Source organism: Methylobacterium sp. Gmos1 (assembly GCF_053764715.1).
Genome location: NZ_JBSNCC010000028.1, coordinates 23,164 through 38,349 on the forward strand (window position 1 = coordinate 23,164; position 15,186 = coordinate 38,349).

Here is a 15,186-nt window from a genome sequence, read left to right on the forward strand (position 1 = left end):
CGCGCGGGGCCTCGAGACGTGTCCGGGCGCAAGGCGCCTCGAGGGGCTGGCCGCTCCGCGACGTAAACCGTCGGTGACCGGGCGGACGCACGATCCCCGCTGTCCCCAGGCCCGGGCCCGGCCCCTCTCGGCAGCCTTAAGCGTCGCTTTACGCAAGCCCCGGCATTCTGCGGGTCGTTTCCAGTCCTGCGTACCCGATCGCCCATGGCCCGCTCCGCCGCCGACGCTCCGCCGGACCTCTCCGGCCTCCTCGACCTCGCGCGAGACCGGCGTCTCGACATGAAACCGGTCCTGCTGCGGGTGCAGACGGACCTGTTCCGCGCCGCGCCCGTGCGGGACGTGGCGACGATCCGGGCCTTCGAGTCGCTCGCCTGCGGGCTGATCCCGACCGTCGATTCCGCCACCGCCGAGATCGTCGCCCAGAAGCTGGCGCCGCTTCCCGACACGCCCCAGAGCGTGCTGACGCTGCTCGCCGCCCATGGCGGCGGCGCCCGCGACGCGGTGCTGGCCTTGAGCCCCGTCCTGTCGACGGCGCTGCTCGACGCCGCCGGCAACGGGCCGGAACTCGACGCGGTCATCGCCCTGCGGCAGGATCTCGGCCGGGCTCTCGTCGACGACCTCAGCCAGCGCGACGAGCCGGACGTCGACCTGGCGCTCGCCCGCAACGCGACGGCGCCGCTCGCCGGCCCGGCCCTGGAGCGGCTGGTGGAGCGGGCGCGGCGGCGGCCGGAGCTCGCAGCCCTGCTCGTCGCCCGCGACGACCTGCCGGCGGTCGACCTCGCGCCGCTCTACCTCAAGGCCGACGCCGCGCGCCGGGCGGCGATCCGCGACGGGGTGGCCGCCCGCGCGGCCCTGCGGCCGCAGGGGCGGGCCGGCACGCGCGCCGCCGTCGCGGCGCTCACCGCCTTCGCCGCCCGCGGCGAGCCGGAGCGGTTCGAGGTGGCGCTCGGCGAGGCGCTCGGCATGCCGGGGGCGGGCTTGCGCGCCTCCGAGCCGGAACGGCGCGACCTCCTGGCGCTGGCGCTGCGCGCCGCCGACCTCGCCGAGGAGGAGGCGGTGGTCATGTTCCGGCACCTCGATCCCGCCATCGCCCGCTCGGCCGAGGCGGCGTCCGGCCTGACCGACCTGTTCCGCACCATGGACGCCGCCACCGCCCGCGACCTCGTCGCCTCGATCCTCGGCAGCGACGGGACCCTGCGCGGCGCGGCGCCGGAGCAGCACCGCCCGGCCCACGGCCCGGCCTCGCCGCGCCTGCGCCCGGCCGCCGCCCCCTCTCTGCGTCCGGCCCTGCCGGAACGGACCCGCAAGGTCCGCTAAGCAGATTTCGCCGAAGTGGTTGCCGGTTCGGCGCCAAAAATATGCGGCAAGACAAGAACCTGAGCGGACGAAGCGTTGGCCTGCCAACGCAAGTCCGCTTAGGAGGCCCCCGCAGGACGGTTTCCCCCCGGTCGCGAAATGGTCTAGGCGTGGCGCTCCGGACGCCGCGCCGGGATGGCGCGCGACGGGACAACGAGAAACGTCTCGGGGAGAGCCTCGTGAGTGCCAGCCTGCCGGTCGCCCTGCCCGATATCGGCGACTTCAAGGACGTTCCGGTGGTCGAGATCCTGGTCAAGCCCGGGGACCGGATCGCTGTCGACGATCTCCTGATCAGCATCGAATCCGACAAGGCCACCATGGAGGTGCCCTCGCCGGTGGCGGGAGTGGTGGCGGAGATCCTGGTGGCGCCGGGCACCCGGGTGTCGCAGGGCACTCCGATCCTGATGGTCGACACCTCCGGCGAGGCCGCCGCGCCGCCGCCCGCTGCCACTCCCGAGCCGGCACCGGCGCCGGGCCTGGCCGCAGCGGATCCGGTCCCGGCGGCCCCCGCGACCCCCGACTCGTCCGACGCCCACGCCACGCCCTCGGTGCGCGCCTACGCGCGCGAGCTCGGCGTCGACCTCGCGGGCATTCCCGGCACCGGCCCGCAGGGGCGCATCCTGCGCGAGGACGTGCTGGCCTTCGTGCGCGGCCAGATGGCGGCCCCCTCCCCCGCTCCCGCCGCCCCGCCGGCCGCGAGTGCGCCGCCCGCTCCGGCCTCGGGGATCGGCGCCGGCCTGCCGGCCTGGCCGCAGGTCGACCACGCCAAGTTCGGCCCGGTGCGGCGGGAATCCCTGTCGCGCATCCAGCAGATCTCCGGTCAGGCCCTCACCCGCAACTGGCTCACCATCCCGCACGTCACCAATTTCGACCACGCCGACGTCACCGAGACCGAGGCGCTGCGGCGCGAGCTGAACGGCGCCGGCCGGCCGGGCGCCCACAAGGTCACGATGGTGGCGATCCTGATGAAGGCCGCCGCCGCCGCGCTCCGGGCCTATCCGCGCTTCAACGCGGCCCTCGACGGCGACGCCTTGATCCTGAAGGACTACGTCCATGTCGGCTTCGCGGTCGACACGCCGCGGGGCCTGCTGGTGCCGGTGGTGCGCGACTGCGACCGCAAGGGCCTCGTCGAGATCGCCCAGGAGATGGGGGAACTCGCCGAGCAGGCCCGCTCCGGCACGCTTCCCCCCTCGGCCATGCAGGGCGGCGGCTTCTCGGTCTCCTCGCTCGGCGGTATCGGCGGCGACGGCTTCACGCCGATCATCAACGCGCCCGAGGTGGCGATCCTGGGGGCGGCACGCTCGCGCATCGAGCCGGTCTGGGACGGCGCTGCCTTCCAGCCGCGGCTGATCCTGCCGCTCAGCCTGTCCTGGGACCACCGGGCGGTGGACGGTGCCTTGGCGGCGCGCTTCCTCTCCCACCTCGCCGCGGTGCTCGCCGACCTGCGCCGGGGCGCCCTGTGATCCGGGCGGCCGCCGCGGCCGACCACCCGGCCCTGGCGCGGCTGTTTGCCGAGATGCAGGCCTACTACGCCGTGCCGTGCCCGCCTCGCGAAGACATCGAGGCGGCGCTCGCCGGGCGCCCGGCCGGCACCGAGATCCTGGTGGCGGAGCCTGACGGAACGCTCGCGGGCTTTGCGGCCTTCTCGGCGATCTATCCCGGTCCGGGCCTCGCCGGCGGCCTGTTCCTCAAGGAGCTGTTCGTCACCGCCGCCCATCGCGGCGCCGGCCACGGGCGCGCCCTGGTGCGGGCGGTGGCGGGAGTGGCCGTGGCGCGCGGGCTGAGGCGCGTCGACTGGACCGCGGATGCCGGCAAGCCCGAACTCCTCGCGTTCTACGAAGGGCTCGGCGCGGCGAAGAAGCCCGAGAAGGTGTTCTTCCGGCTCGACGGGGAGGCGCTGGCGGCGCTCGGCCGGCCCGAGCGAGGCGCGGACATTCCATAGGTGCGCCCGTCCTCGCCCGGGTCTATGATCGGCCCATGGACGAGAGCGATGCCCTCCTCGCCGCACTCCACCGGACGGCCGAGCCCGCGGCCGCGAGGGCCGTGGAGCACCTGCTCCGGCACGGATCCGATGCGGAACTGGCGCGGATCAACGCCGTGCACCTCGCGGCGGAAGCGGGCCTCGACGACGAGCCGGTGATCGCCGCGCTCCTCCACGGGGCGCGGCTCGGCCTCGTCGAGATGGCCTGGAACGTGCTGTGCCCGAGCTGCGGCGGCGTGATCGAGGCGCCGGCGAGCCTGCGCGGCGTCAGGTCGTCGGGCTATCACTGCGCCTTCTGCGCCCTCGACAGCGAGCCGGTCCTCGACGACACGGTCGAGGTGACGTTCACAGTGAGCCCCCGGATCCGGCGCATCGCCGCGCACCAGCCCGACGAGCTCCCCTTCTGGGATTACCAGCGCCAGGTCTTCTTCGGCTCCGGCGTCGCCTTTCCGGAACCGTCGGACTTCGCCGCGCTGGCGCAGCGGGCAACCGTCGAGTCGGTCGAGTTGCGCGCCGGCGAGCGGATGATCCTGGCGCTCCAGCTCGGGCCCGAGCCGCTGATCGTGCTCGATCCGGTCACCCACGCCGCCCACAGCCTCCTGGTGGAAGGCGAGCCGACGCAGGAGCGCCAGGATCTCGCCCTGGTCTTCGACACGGCCCGGACGACGGCCGGTCGCGGCACGTTCCGGCCCGGTCCCCTGCGCCTCTCCCTCGACAACCGCAGCAGCGGGCGGGTGCTGCCCACGATCTTCCGCGTCGGGCCGGAACTCGACGCGCTGCTGGGCGGCCGGCGGTCGTTCCTCACCGCCAAGCGCCTCCTCAGCAACCAGACCTTTCGCGATCTCTACCGCACCGACACGCTCGACATCGACCAGCGGCTCAAGATCCTGAGCCTGACCTTCCTGTTCACCGACCTGAAGGGCTCGACCGAGCTCTACGCCCGGGTCGGCGACCTCGTCGCCTACGACCTGGTGCGGGCGCATTTCCGGATCCTGCACGAGATCGTCGCCGCCGAGGGCGGAGCGGTGGTCAAGACGATCGGCGATGCGGTGATGGCGACCTTTCCGGCGCCGCACCGGGCGGTGGCGGCGGCGCTGCGCATGCGGGCGGCGATGCAAGCCCTGAACCTCGAGCGCGGGGCGGACGACCTCGTGCTCAAGATCGGGCTGCACGAGGGGCCGTGCCTCGCGGTGAGCCTCAACGACCGCCAGGATTATTTCGGGCAGACCGTGAACGTGGCGGCGCGGGTGCAGCAACTCGCGAGCGCCGGCGGCATCTTCGCCACCGACGCGGTCCTGCGCCACGCGGAGGCGGCGCGCTGCCTGACCGAGAACGGGATCACCGCCCGGGCCGAGCTGCGGTCGTTGCGCGGCATCGGCGAGCCGGTGCCGGTGCAGGAACTGATCTGAGGCGACTCACCGGAGGCCCGGCGGGACGCCGTGATCGACGAGGCCGAGGCGCGGCACCACCGTGCCGGGGGCGAGGATCGCGCCGGGCGCCACGACGGCATTCGCCCCGAGCCGTGCCCCGTCGCCGACGAGGGCGCCGAATTTGCGCAGACCGGTCTCGATCACGGCGCCGTCGTGCCGGAACGCCACCGTGGCGCCGGGCCACTCGTTGCGGTGGTTGGCGATGACGGCGCCGGCCTCGAGGTTGACGTCGCGGCCGACCACGCTCTCGCCGACGAAGTTGAGATGGGCGAGCGCCGTCCCGGCGAACAGGAACGAGGCCTTGAGTTCGGCGCCCGGCCCGATCGTGCAGGATTCCTCCAGCCAGGCGCCGCCCCGCAGGGTCGCGCCGTGGCCGACGAAGCAGCGCGGCCCGACGACGAGCGGGCCCTTGAGCACCGCGCCGGGCTCGATGCGGGCGCTGCGATGCACGGCGACCTCGTCGGCGACCGTGAAATCCGCGCCGAGCCGGTCGAGGAGCCGGCGGACGATCGCCGGCGCCGCCGCGGTGAGCGCCCAGGGCGTCTCGTCGGCGAGATCGGCGAGGACGGAGGCGGGAAAGGCCGGGATGTGGCGAACGAGCAGGCTCATGACGATCCCGGCCAAGTCAGATCACGTCGAGTCAGATCACGTCGAGTCAGGTCAAATATGGTTCAGTCGCAGACGCGGACCCGGCGGATGTAGACGTCGCCGAACTCGTCGACCATCCGGCGGCGGACTATGGTGCAATCCGGGCCGTAGGCCGGGGCGTAGCCGCCATAGACCGGTGTATAGCCGTAGGCCGGGGCGGGCGCGTAGCCGTAGGCCGGGCGCGCCCCGGCGGCGAGCGCGCTGCCGAGGGCGAGGCCGCCGACCGCCCCGAGGGCGAAGGCCGGCCCAGCCCGCCAGCCGGCCTCTGCCGGCGCGGCGCCGGCCAGGGTCACGCTCGCCAGGGCCGCAGCGGCCACGCAGACGGATGCGATGCGCTTCATGGCAGATCCCCATGAGATATGAGAGTGAAGCAAGACGTCGCGAGCACCCGGCGCCGAGATCGTGCGCCGTCCGTGCTCGATGTCTTCAGGTTCGCACCGTCACGCTGAATGGTCGCTGAAGCGTGAGCGTGGGATTCCTTCAGGGTGGCTCGCGGTCAGGCTCAGGTCGCGTCGGCGGCGGGCTTTGCCTGGACGATGCGGTGGCCCGACACCTCGGCGCCGGCCTCCGGGGCGAGGCGGCGGAACGAGAAGGTCGAGAGACCCGAGAGGACCGCCACCGCCAGGAAGGCCGGCCAGAAATCCTCCGCCCGGATCTCGGTGCGGCCGTGCCACTCGGCGGCCGACTGGAGCGCGAAAGCCCCGAAGGCGACCCCGATGCTCAAGGAGAGCTGCTGGGCGACGCTGGCGAGGCTCGTCGCCGCGCTCATGTCGCGCGGATCGACGTCGGCATAGGCGATGGCGTTGACGGCGGTGAATTGCAGCGAGCGGAAGCAGCCGCCGATCAGCAGCACCGCGATGATGATGGCGTGCGGCGTGCCCGCGGTGAACAGGCCGTTGACCGCGAGCAGGCCCGCGGCCACCACCGCGTTGAGGGTCAGCACCGCCCGGAAGCCGAAGGCGCGCAGGATGCGGGCGGCGATGGTCTTCATGAACAGCGCGCCGGCGGCGGCCGCGAAGGTGATGAGGCCCGAATGCAGCGGGTCGAGCCCGAAGCCGAGCTGCAGCATCAGCGGCAGCAGGAAGGGAATCGCCCCGGTGCCGATGCGAAACAGGCTGCCGCCGAGCACCGCCGCCCGGAAGGTCGGATACGCTAAGAGATCGAGCCGGATCACCGGATGCGCAACCCGGCGGCTGTGGGCGAGGTAGAGCCCGCACAGCACGACGCCCGCGCCGGTGCAGGCCCAGGACACGGCCTCCGGCAGGAGGTGGCGCCCGCTGGACGCGAGGCCCAGCATCAGGCTCGCGAGCCCGGTGCCGGAGAGGACGAAGCCGACGAGGTCGAGGGGCGGGCGCGCCTCCTCCTTAATGTCCTGGAAGTAGCGGGTGGCGAGCAGGATGCCGGCGAGCCCGATCGGCAGGTTGATGAAGAAGATCCAGCGCCAGTGCAGCGTCGTGGTGATGAGGCCGCCGAGCGGCGGGCCGATCACCGGGCCGACCAGCGCCGGGATGGTCAGCGTCGCCAGCGCCTGGACCAGCTCGCCCTTCGGCACGCTGCGCAAGAGCACGAGGCGCCCGACCGGCACCATCATCGCCCCGCCCATGCCCTGGAGGAAGCGGGCGGCGACGAACCAGCCGAGCGAGTTCGAGGCCGCGCAGGCGATCGAGCCGGCCATGAACACCGCCAGCGCCCAGCGGAACACCGTGCGGGCGCCGTAGCGGTCGGCGGCCCAGCCGCTGATCGGGATGAAGATCGCCAGGCTGACGAGGTAGGAGGTGAGCGCCAGCTTCAGGGCGATCGGGTCCTCGCCCATATCCGCGGCGATCGCCGGCAGCGAGGTCGCGAGCACGGTCGAGTCCGTGTTCTCCATGAACAGGGCCGTGGCGACGACGAGGGGGACGATCCGGGCGGTGCGCATGGCGCCGTATCTCACGCTCGGGCAGCATACCGGAAGCGCGAATCGTCGGGGGCTCGCCCGCGCGGCGCGCGGGGATGAGCGACAGTCCGGAAACGGTCACCTGGGTAAGGTCGGTAGTGAGCGTGCTCGGTTTGGGAGCCTCACGTCGAGCATTCCGATCCGCCAGGGCGCGTCCCACCCCGCCGGCAGGGTCTCGGCGACCTGTCGCAACGCCTCGTTGATGCGGGTTTGCCAGCCGGGATCGGTGGCCCTGGACCGTTCGATCACGTCCTAATCGAGCCGCAGGCTCACCATCTGCTTCTTCGGCGCCTTCTGAGGCCCACGCGACCGGCGGACAGGCGCCCCGGCTCGGGGAACGCCTCGGCGAAGGGCCGCGCCTGCGCAAACCGCTCCTGCGTGGTCTTCGGGTTGTCCGGATCGGCAGCGATCCCACCCCGACGTCTCGTCGAATCGCGCCAGCCCGCCTCTCCCCGGACAGCCCTGCGCCGACCGGGGAGAGAAGAGTTGGCGCCTAGAGAGCTTCACGATCGCGCTGCAATCGCGAAGCTCTCTAGGCCTTTATTCTCGCGACGCGATTTTCTGCAACGAACCGGCATCCACTTCATCGGAAGATGCTCTAGCGGCCGATGGCCCAGCGGCCCCCGCGCGTGACGCCGTCGCCCCGCTCCGCCACCATCGGCTGGCCCTGGATCTGGCCGGTGCCCGCCCGCTGCGACACCCGCGAGCGTGGGTCGTGGTAGGGATCGGCGACGTAGCTGCTCATGAACCCGCCGCCGGCGGCCTGGCGGCTGCCCTCCCCGCCTCCGGCCTGCGCGGCAGCCGGCAGCGCCAGGGCGGCGGCCAGGCCGGCCATGGTCACGATCACCTTCATCAGATTACCCTCGCTCGAATTTCTGTATTGATAGACCGATACGACCCGGTCCGTCGATGAAAACGACGATGGCGAAAGAAGCAAACCCGCGATGTGCGGCTACGCACCCGAAGGTAAAGCAAATATTAATCCCTCACGCGCTGCGGCCGCGTGCGATTCCGCACCTCTATGCTGGGTAAAGGCGCCTGGCGACGGATGATCCGTGGCGCCCCGATCCGCCCGCCCGGCTTGACCGCTCCGGCCCGCGCGGCCCATACCTCGCGCAACATCAAGGAGGCCCATGGTCACCATCGCGAGACGGCCCCCGGGCCCGCGCACCGGACCGGCGCGGACCACCGGCGCCCCTCCCTCCGGCGCCCCCTCCCCCCGGTCCCGTCGCCCGCGCTGATGGACCGCGATCCGATCGTCTTCGCCTGGCGCGCCGCCAAGCGCCGGCACGCCGCGGCCATCGCGGTCGCCCTCGGGCTCGGCGGCCCGCTGGTCGGGCTCGGGCTGCTCGCCCTGCGCGACCTCGTCGACGAGCTGCTGGCGCTCGCCGAGCCCGGGCGCGGCCCGATCCACTTCCTCCACCTCGTGGTGCCGCTCCCGGAGCGGTTCGGCGGCCACGGCCTGGTGCTGGTACGCGGCTGGCCGCTGCCGGAGAGCGCGCTCACCCTGTGGGCCCTGGGCGCCCTGATCGGGGTCGCGCTGGCGCTCGCGCTCCTCGGCTGGGGCGTGGCGCGGCTCTGCGTGAGCGCGCAAGGAGAGGCGGTGCGCCGCCTGCGCGAACTCGCCGAGGACGCGATCCTGCGCTCGGGACCGGCCGCCCGCGACGACGCCCGGGCGCTCGCGGGCCAGGTCGGGGCGGCGATCCGCGCCGCGGACGGATTGCTCGCCGTCGGCATCCTGGTCCCGGCGCTGGCGGCCGGCGCCGTGCTGGTGGCGCTCGCGGTCGCGGCGGCGGTGGCGCCGCGCCTCGTCGCGGTGGCGGGCATCAGCCTGGTGGCGGCGGCACTCGCGCGCCAGCTCATCATCGCCCGCACCGAGCGGCGAGACGACCAGCGCCGCCTGGAGGGCGCGGCGCTGGAGCGCGGCCTCACCGACCTGGTGCGGCGCCTGCCGGCGGTGCGCGCCCACGGCACCACCGCCTTCGAGCATGCCCGCCTCGGCCACGTCGCCGAGCGCGCCCGCCGGGCGCTGACGGCGACCGAGGACGAGCTCTCCCGCGCCCGCGCACCCGCACTCGCCCTCACCGTGCTGGTGCCGACGCTCGTGCTCGCCGCCGCCCTCTGGCAAGGGCCGAATCCGGCAGCCCCCGTGAGCGCCGGCGGCCTGTCGGCGGTGCTCGGCGCGCTCGCGGTGGCGTCGAGCGCGGTCGCCGCCTTCCTGCGCCAGAACAGGCGGCGGCGCGCCGCCCTGCCGGCCTTCCGCGAGATCGCCCGCGCCACCGCCTCGCTCGAGGCCCGCGCCCGGGCGCCGCGCCGGCTGCGCAGCCAGACCGAGACGCTGCCCGATGCCGGGCCGATCGTGCTCGCCAACGTCGCCGCCTACGATCCGGCCTCGGGCGAGCGGCTGATCGGCCTCGACCTCACCGTGCCGATGCCGGGCCACGTCGCGATCCTGGGCGACCGCGGTAGCGGCGGGCGCGTGCTGGCGGCGCTGATCGCCGGCCAGCTCGAACCCACCGCCGGCGCGGTCACCTACGCGGGCATCGACCTGCGCTCGGTCGAGCCGGCGGAGCGGGCCCGGCGCATCGCCTATGCGGGCGCCGAGCCGGTGCTGATGAGCGGCACGCTGCTGCAGAACCTGCTCTACGGCGATCCCGCCTTCGCCGACGGATCGAGCCCGGACGCCAGCACGCCGAACGCCCGCGAACTGGAGGAGCGGCTGGTCGAGGCGCTGTCGGTCACCGGGCTCGACCGGCTGGTCTACGGCCGGGGCCTGGCCAGCGTGCTGCCGCGCCGGCTCGACGCGAGGACCGCGACGGCGATCGTCGAGACGCGGGAGGCCTTGCGCGCCGCCCTGGCGGCGGACCACGCCGCCCACCTCATCGAGCCGTTCGACCCCGCCCGCTACAACCGCCAGGCGACGGTGGGCGAGAACATCCTGTTCGGGGCACCGGTCGGCTCGGCCTTCTCGGAGGCCCGGCTCGCCGGCCATCCCTTCACCCGGGCGGTGCTGGAGGCCGAAGGCCTGACCCGGCCGATGATCGAGATGGGGCTCGCCATCGCGCGCGCCACCGTCGAGATCTTCTCCGACCTGCCGGACGACCACCCGCTCTTCGACGCCTTCTCGCTGTTTCCGGCCCGGGAGCGCGGCTTCTTCGAGGACCTGGTGGCGCGCCAGCCAGAGGCCTCCGGCTGGCGCCGCGGCCCCGCCGGCCAGCGTGACCGCGCCCGCCTGATCGGCCTGTGCCTGCGCTACAGCGAGACGAGGCACCGCTTCGGCCTGATCGACGAGGCGATGGAGGCGCGTCTCGTCGCGGCCCGGCGCACCTTCGCGGCGCTCCTGCCGGCCTCGCTCCAGGGCTCGGTGGAGTTCTACGACCCCGGCAAGGTCACCGCCGCGGCGAGCCTGGAGGAGAACCTGCTGTTCGGCCGCATCGCCGGCGCCGAGGCGGGGGCGGGCGCGCGGGTGCGCAGCCTGATGCAGGCGGTCCTGCGCGAGCGCGGCCTGGAGCGGAGCGTCTACCGCTTCGGGCTCGCGAGCCAGGTCGATCCGCGGGCGGCCGACAGCGGCCTAGGGGGGCGCGACGGCTTCACGCCCTCCGAGCGCATGGCGATCGACCTCGCCCGCTGCCTGGTGCGCCGGCCCGACATCCTGGTGGTCGGGCTCGCCCTCGACGACCGCGGCGCGCCCGAGATCATGGCGGGAATCGCGCGGCTGCGGGCGGCCCGGGCCGGGCGCGGCCTCGTGGTCTGCCTGCCGGACGAGTGCCGGCCGGACCCGGCCGCCCCCTTCGACCTGATGCTCAGGGCCGAGCGCAACACGGTGGTGCCGACCGGCGGCGATCCCGCGGCGAGTGCCCCCGAAGTGGGACTTCCCGCGACCGCCGCGCTCGGGCAGGATGCTGCGCCATCCACAGGGCCGGTGCGCGAGCACACCCGCTTAACGGCAGATTAGGCCGTCCGAGGGAACCTTCGTCTTGCGCTCATCGTTCGTGAGGCACATCTCTCGTGCACAGCCCACCATAGTGTCTTGCCGGACCGTCCGGCCGGAGCATCCGCCATGTGCGTCATCGCACATCCAACCCCCACAACCCCCATCACGGTTGCCGGCATGACAACGAGGGGTCCTCTCATGGAAGCCGGCCTGACGCTCCGGTTCTGGGGCGTCAGGGGGTCGACCTGTGCCTCCGGTCCGGAATTCGTGGAATTCGGCGGGCACACCCCCTGCGTCGAGGTCCGCTGCGGCGAGCGGTTGTTCGTGATCGATGCCGGCACCGGCATCAACGCGTTCGGCGCCCATCACCGCGACCGGCTGCCCCAGCGCGTCGACCTGCTCCTGAGCCACCTCCACCTCGACCATGTCGGCGGCCTGCCGTTCATGAAGCCGGCGGTGCTCGACCCCGCGCGCGAGATCCATACCTGGTGCGGCAACCTCGACGGCGCGAGCGCCGCCGAGCCGCTTAACCGGCTGTTTTCGCCGCCGCTCTTCCCGATCACCCTCGACGTCTTTCCCGCCCGCTTCGTCCATCATGGCTTCAAGGCCGGCGAGAGCCTGACCTTCCCGGACGGCGCCGTCGTCGACACCATCCCGCTCGAGCATCCCCAGGGCGCCACCGGCTACCGCTTCCGCCACGGCGGCCGCACCGCCTGCTACATCAGCGACCTGGAGCATTCCGAGCCCTGGCCCGACCCGGCGCTGCTGGACTTCGTGCGCGGCGCGGACCTGGTGATCTACGACGGCATGTTCACGCAGGGCGAGTACCCGGCCTGCCGCGGCTGGGGCCACTCGACCTGGCAGAAGGGCGTCGAGCTGTGCCGCGCCGGCGATGTCGGGCGGCTCGCCATCGTGCACCTCTATCCCCAGCACACCGACGCGCTGCTGCGCGAGCTGGAGGTCCAGATGCAGGCCGACATGCCCGGCGCCTTCGTCGCCCGCGAGCGCCAGGAGATCACCTTCGCGGCGGTAGCAGTGGAGAGCCCGCGGCGCCGGCGCGTCGCGCGGGTCGCGGCGGTGGCCTAGAAGGCCGCGGCGGCCCAGCCCGAGAGCAGCCCGGCACCCAGCACCAGCACGAAGGCCGCCGCCCACAATTCGAGCACGCCGACCGCGATCGCCCCGCCCTGGCCGCGGCCGCCGGCGAGCCTGAGCGCCAGGGCCTTGGCGAAGACCGCCAGCGCCGCCAGCGCCCCGGTGGTGAGCGCGGTGCCGAGCGCCATCGCGAGCGTCGCGGCCACGCCCGCCCACAGGATGCCCTGCGACAGGGCGAAGACCAGCACCAGTACCGCCCCGGCGCAGGGCCGGGTACCGGCGGCCAGCACCACGCCGGCCTGCTCGCGCCAGCCCGTCAGGCGCTCCACCCGGCTCCCGTCGGCAAGGCCCGCATGGCCGCATTCGGGCCCGCAGGCCGGGCCGGCCTCGCGATTGAGGAGCCGGGCGAGCTGCCCGGCCTTGCGCCAGGTCACCGCCGCCCCGAGCAGCGCCACGCAGGCAAAGCCCGCCGTCTCGATCACCGTGCCGGCCTGGTTCAGCCCGGCGGCGGTCAGGCGCAGCACCACCGCGCCGCCCCCGACCAGCGCCAGGGCGACGACGGCCTGGAGGAGTGCGGCGAGCAGGCTCAAGGCGAAGCCGCGACGCAGGGCGCGCTCGCCCGCCATCAGGTAGCCGGCGATCACCGCCTTGCCGTGGCCGGGTCCGGCGGCGTGCAGCACGCCGTACGTGAAGCCGAGGCCTATCAGCGTCAGGGTGCCGTCCCGCCCGGCCTTGACCGCCGACACCGCCGCCTGGAGCGCCCGGGAGAAGCCGGCCTGCATCGCGAGGAGCCAGGCGCCGAGGCTGGTGGCGCCGGTGGGCGCCGCCTCGCGAAAGCCGATGCCGAAGGGCGAGCGCGGCGGCGCCCTGAAGCCCGGCGCCAGGAGCCCGAGCAGCGCCGCCAGGACGGCGCCGGCGGCGAGCACCGCGAGCGCCGCGAGCGCGAGGCGCTGCACCCCGCGGGAGGGGGGATTGAGGCTGAGCGCGCTCAGCATGCGACGACGATCCGGTTGGCGAACTGCACCCCGTAGGTCGAGGCGGCGGTCATCGCCTCGAAGAACGCCTCCGACATGCCAGTGGCGGCGGGCGCGGGCGCGGCGCCCTTCGGCCGGTGGGCGGTGGCGCGGCAGGCGGCCGGCGCGCCCTTGAGCGTCGCGACGCCGTCGCCCTCGGCGAGGCTGAAGGCGACGAAGTAGGTCGGGTCGAAGACCTCGAGCGAGGCGGTGCCGGCGGCCGGCGCCTTGAGCGGCAGGGTGAAGCGCAAGGTGAGCTGACCGTCGGTGAAGGTCATCGCCGGATCGGCCGCGGTGCCGAGATCCTGCTTGCGGCCGTTGACCTTCAGGAGCGTGAAGTAGCCCTGCTCGGCGAGGTTGTCGGCGTTGTCGCGGGCGAGCGCTGCCAGCGCCGCCGGGTTCACCGGCCCGGTCGGCGACTGGCCGAGGCCCTGGACCGCGAAGGCGGAGTAGGTCGGGTCGAAGGTCCAGGCGTGGCGCACCGCCCGCAACGCCCCGTCCGGCCCGTAATCGAGCTCGGCCGTCGTGGTGATCCAGACATGCGGATGCGCAAGCGCCGGCGTCGCCCCGGCGAGCGCGGCGCCGGCGAGGAGGAGCGGAAGGCGGTACGGGCGCGGCATGACGCTGGTCCTTCGGCGGTGCTCGCCCCACGTGGTGAACCGACGGTGACGTAAACGGCGCCGTCCGGGGCGCACTGGTCCCGCCGCATTGCGGCGGGAGCGGGGCGGGTTTGCCCCTCGCCCGCATCTCTGCCACTCCAAGTATCTTCACACGGCGACGCCACGCACGCGGGAGCACCCGGCATGAAGGATTTTCCGGCCGCCTACCAGGTCAGCGAGGGCTCGGCCCTGTCGGTCGACCGGCCGTTCTACGAGCGGATCGCCGCCGAGACCGGCGGGCGCGAACTGGTCGACAGCTTCACCATCCCGATCCGTACGGGCCGAGCCTGGAGCGTGCCGGCCGGCCACGTCTTCCGCGTCGTGGCGCCCGAGGGGCCGCAGGTCGGCGACCTCAACATCTGGAACCGGCACGACCCGCGCGAGCGGCTGTGGGCGGCGCGCACCCGCCAGCTCCAGGGCGCCCACGTCACGACCTTCGACCGGCTGTGGTCGACCCTGCCGTTCCTGCGCCCGCTCGTCACCATCACGGCGGATTCCCTCGCCCATTACGGCATCGACGAGTATGGCGGGCGGGTCCACGACCTGCTCGGCACCCGCTGCGACCCCTACGTCAACAAGCTGCTCACCGGGCAGGACTTCCACTTCCACTGCCACTCGAACCTCGTCCGCGCGGTGATGCCGTTCGGCCTGACCGAGTTCGACGTGCACGACGTGCTCAACGTGTTCCAGGTCACCGGGCTGAACCACGACGACATGTACTTCATGCGCGACTGCCCGGCGAAGGCCGGCGACTACCTCGAGTTCTTCGCCGAGATCGACCTGCTCTGCGCCCTCTCGACCTGCCCGGGCGGCGACCTCTCGGTGCCGCTCTGGGGCCCCGACGCCCGCGACCCGATCGACGTCTGCCGCCCCTTGGGCGTCGAGGTCTACCGGCTGGCCCCTGAGCTGACGGACGGATGGCAGAGCCCCGAAGTCGCGCCCTATCGCGGCCAGCACGGGCTCCGGCCCGAGAAGGGGTGGTGGGACAAGGCCTGAGCAACGCGGCAGGGCCGGACCTGGAGCATTTTCCGATGACGAGGAAACCAGCTCGTCGCAGGAATTGCCGCTCGCCGCGTGACCGGGGTTGACACCGCGGCACCAGAGGGCATCTTGAAAGGTGAGAGGCCGCGGGAGGCA

At 73.5% G+C, this 15,186-nt stretch carries 14 protein-coding genes; 7 read left to right on the plus strand and 7 right to left on the minus strand.

The window, feature by feature from the left end; translation table 11 throughout:
* Positions 1-204: 204 nt before the first annotated feature.
* The 4 genes from ACS5PV_RS29925 (at position 205) to ACS5PV_RS29940 (ending at position 4,746) form a co-directional block, all read left to right on the plus strand.
* Positions 205-1,317, plus strand: coding sequence for a DUF2336 domain-containing protein (locus tag ACS5PV_RS29925; protein WP_455398974.1), 1,113 nt, complete (start codon positions 205-207; stop codon positions 1,315-1,317).
* A gap of 218 nt (positions 1,318-1,535) precedes the next feature.
* Complete coding sequence (locus ACS5PV_RS29930; protein ID WP_455398975.1) at positions 1,536-2,819, plus strand: 2-oxo acid dehydrogenase subunit E2; 1,284 nt, start codon at positions 1,536-1,538, stop codon at positions 2,817-2,819.
* 53 nt (positions 2,820-2,872) lie between these two features.
* Complete coding sequence (locus ACS5PV_RS29935; protein ID WP_455399003.1) at positions 2,873-3,298, plus strand: N-acetyltransferase family protein; 426 nt, start codon at positions 2,873-2,875, stop codon at positions 3,296-3,298.
* A 35-nt stretch (positions 3,299-3,333) separates the two neighbouring features.
* Positions 3,334-4,746: a DUF5939 domain-containing protein gene (locus ACS5PV_RS29940; RefSeq protein WP_455398976.1), complete on the plus strand. Its 1,413-nt coding sequence runs from the start codon at positions 3,334-3,336 to the stop codon at positions 4,744-4,746.
* A gap of 6 nt (positions 4,747-4,752) precedes the next feature.
* Here the strand turns inward: ACS5PV_RS29940 and ACS5PV_RS29945 are convergent, their stop codons facing one another.
* The 5 genes from ACS5PV_RS29945 to ACS5PV_RS29965 form a co-directional block, all read right to left on the minus strand.
* Positions 4,753-5,376, minus strand: coding sequence for an LpxA family transferase (locus ACS5PV_RS29945; RefSeq protein ID WP_455398977.1), 624 nt, complete (start codon positions 5,374-5,376; stop codon positions 4,753-4,755).
* A 62-nt stretch (positions 5,377-5,438) separates the two neighbouring features.
* On the minus strand, positions 5,439-5,756 hold the full coding sequence (locus ACS5PV_RS29950; protein WP_455398978.1) for a hypothetical protein: 318 nt from the start codon (positions 5,754-5,756) through the stop codon (positions 5,439-5,441).
* A gap of 161 nt (positions 5,757-5,917) precedes the next feature.
* On the minus strand, positions 5,918-7,333 hold the full coding sequence (locus tag ACS5PV_RS29955; protein WP_455398979.1) for a DHA2 family efflux MFS transporter permease subunit: 1,416 nt from the start codon (positions 7,331-7,333) through the stop codon (positions 5,918-5,920).
* A 96-nt stretch (positions 7,334-7,429) separates the two neighbouring features.
* Positions 7,430-7,600: a BrnA antitoxin family protein gene (locus tag ACS5PV_RS29960; RefSeq protein WP_455398980.1), complete on the minus strand. Its 171-nt coding sequence runs from the start codon at positions 7,598-7,600 to the stop codon at positions 7,430-7,432.
* Positions 7,601-7,949: 349 nt separating this feature from the next.
* On the minus strand, positions 7,950-8,204 hold the full coding sequence (locus tag ACS5PV_RS29965; protein WP_455398981.1) for a hypothetical protein: 255 nt from the start codon (positions 8,202-8,204) through the stop codon (positions 7,950-7,952).
* Positions 8,205-8,591: 387 nt separating this feature from the next.
* Between ACS5PV_RS29965 and ACS5PV_RS29970 the strand changes: the two genes are divergently transcribed.
* Positions 8,592-11,306: an ATP-binding cassette domain-containing protein gene (locus ACS5PV_RS29970; RefSeq protein WP_455398982.1), complete on the plus strand. Its 2,715-nt coding sequence runs from the start codon at positions 8,592-8,594 to the stop codon at positions 11,304-11,306.
* 156 nt (positions 11,307-11,462) lie between these two features.
* Positions 11,463-12,371 carry an MBL fold metallo-hydrolase gene (locus tag ACS5PV_RS29975; RefSeq protein WP_455398983.1) on the plus strand — a complete coding sequence of 303 codons (909 nt, stop codon included), beginning with the start codon at positions 11,463-11,465 and terminating at the stop codon, positions 12,369-12,371.
* Here ACS5PV_RS29975 and ACS5PV_RS29980 read toward each other — a convergent pair.
* Both ACS5PV_RS29980 and ACS5PV_RS29985 read right to left on the minus strand, forming a co-directional pair.
* The gene (locus tag ACS5PV_RS29980; RefSeq protein ID WP_455398984.1) at positions 12,368-13,372 is read right to left on the minus strand and encodes a nickel/cobalt transporter; all 1,005 of its coding nucleotides are present in this window, start codon (positions 13,370-13,372) and stop codon (positions 12,368-12,370) included. The genes ACS5PV_RS29975 and ACS5PV_RS29980 overlap by 4 nt on opposite strands.
* Positions 13,366-14,010, minus strand: coding sequence for a DUF1007 family protein (locus ACS5PV_RS29985; RefSeq protein ID WP_455398985.1), 645 nt, complete (start codon positions 14,008-14,010; stop codon positions 13,366-13,368). The genes ACS5PV_RS29980 and ACS5PV_RS29985 overlap by 7 nt, the downstream gene beginning before the upstream one ends.
* A 183-nt stretch (positions 14,011-14,193) precedes the next feature.
* On the opposite strand from ACS5PV_RS29985, the gene ACS5PV_RS29990 reads away from it, so the two are divergent.
* Positions 14,194-15,045, plus strand: a complete 852-nt coding sequence (locus tag ACS5PV_RS29990; protein WP_455398986.1) for an urea carboxylase-associated family protein — start codon at positions 14,194-14,196, stop codon at positions 15,043-15,045.
* The last annotated feature ends 141 nt before the right edge of the window (positions 15,046-15,186 follow it).

What these genes read in the sequence shown, in the direction of transcription:
- ACS5PV_RS29970 (WP_455398982.1), top strand. Translation starts at nt 8,592, where the DNA reads ATGGACCGCGATCCGATCGTCTTCGCCTGGCGCGCCGCCAAGCGCCGG.
- ACS5PV_RS29945 (WP_455398977.1), bottom strand. Translation starts at nt 5,376, where the DNA reads ATGAGCCTGCTCGTTCGCCACATCCCGGCCTTTCCCGCCTCCGTCCTC.
- ACS5PV_RS29985 (WP_455398985.1), bottom strand. Translation starts at nt 14,010, where the DNA reads ATGCCGCGCCCGTACCGCCTTCCGCTCCTCCTCGCCGGCGCCGCGCTC.
- ACS5PV_RS29975 (WP_455398983.1), top strand. Translation starts at nt 11,463, where the DNA reads ATGACAACGAGGGGTCCTCTCATGGAAGCCGGCCTGACGCTCCGGTTC.
- ACS5PV_RS29990 (WP_455398986.1), top strand. Translation starts at nt 14,194, where the DNA reads ATGAAGGATTTTCCGGCCGCCTACCAGGTCAGCGAGGGCTCGGCCCTG.
- ACS5PV_RS29955 (WP_455398979.1), bottom strand. Translation starts at nt 7,333, where the DNA reads ATGCGCACCGCCCGGATCGTCCCCCTCGTCGTCGCCACGGCCCTGTTC.
- ACS5PV_RS29980 (WP_455398984.1), bottom strand. Translation starts at nt 13,372, where the DNA reads ATGCTGAGCGCGCTCAGCCTCAATCCCCCCTCCCGCGGGGTGCAGCGC.
- ACS5PV_RS29965 (WP_455398981.1), bottom strand. Translation starts at nt 8,204, where the DNA reads ATGAAGGTGATCGTGACCATGGCCGGCCTGGCCGCCGCCCTGGCGCTG.
- ACS5PV_RS29950 (WP_455398978.1), bottom strand. Translation starts at nt 5,756, where the DNA reads ATGAAGCGCATCGCATCCGTCTGCGTGGCCGCTGCGGCCCTGGCGAGC.
- ACS5PV_RS29925 (WP_455398974.1), top strand. Translation starts at nt 205, where the DNA reads ATGGCCCGCTCCGCCGCCGACGCTCCGCCGGACCTCTCCGGCCTCCTC.
- ACS5PV_RS29940 (WP_455398976.1), top strand. Translation starts at nt 3,334, where the DNA reads ATGGACGAGAGCGATGCCCTCCTCGCCGCACTCCACCGGACGGCCGAG.
- ACS5PV_RS29935 (WP_455399003.1), top strand. Translation starts at nt 2,873, where the DNA reads ATGCAGGCCTACTACGCCGTGCCGTGCCCGCCTCGCGAAGACATCGAG.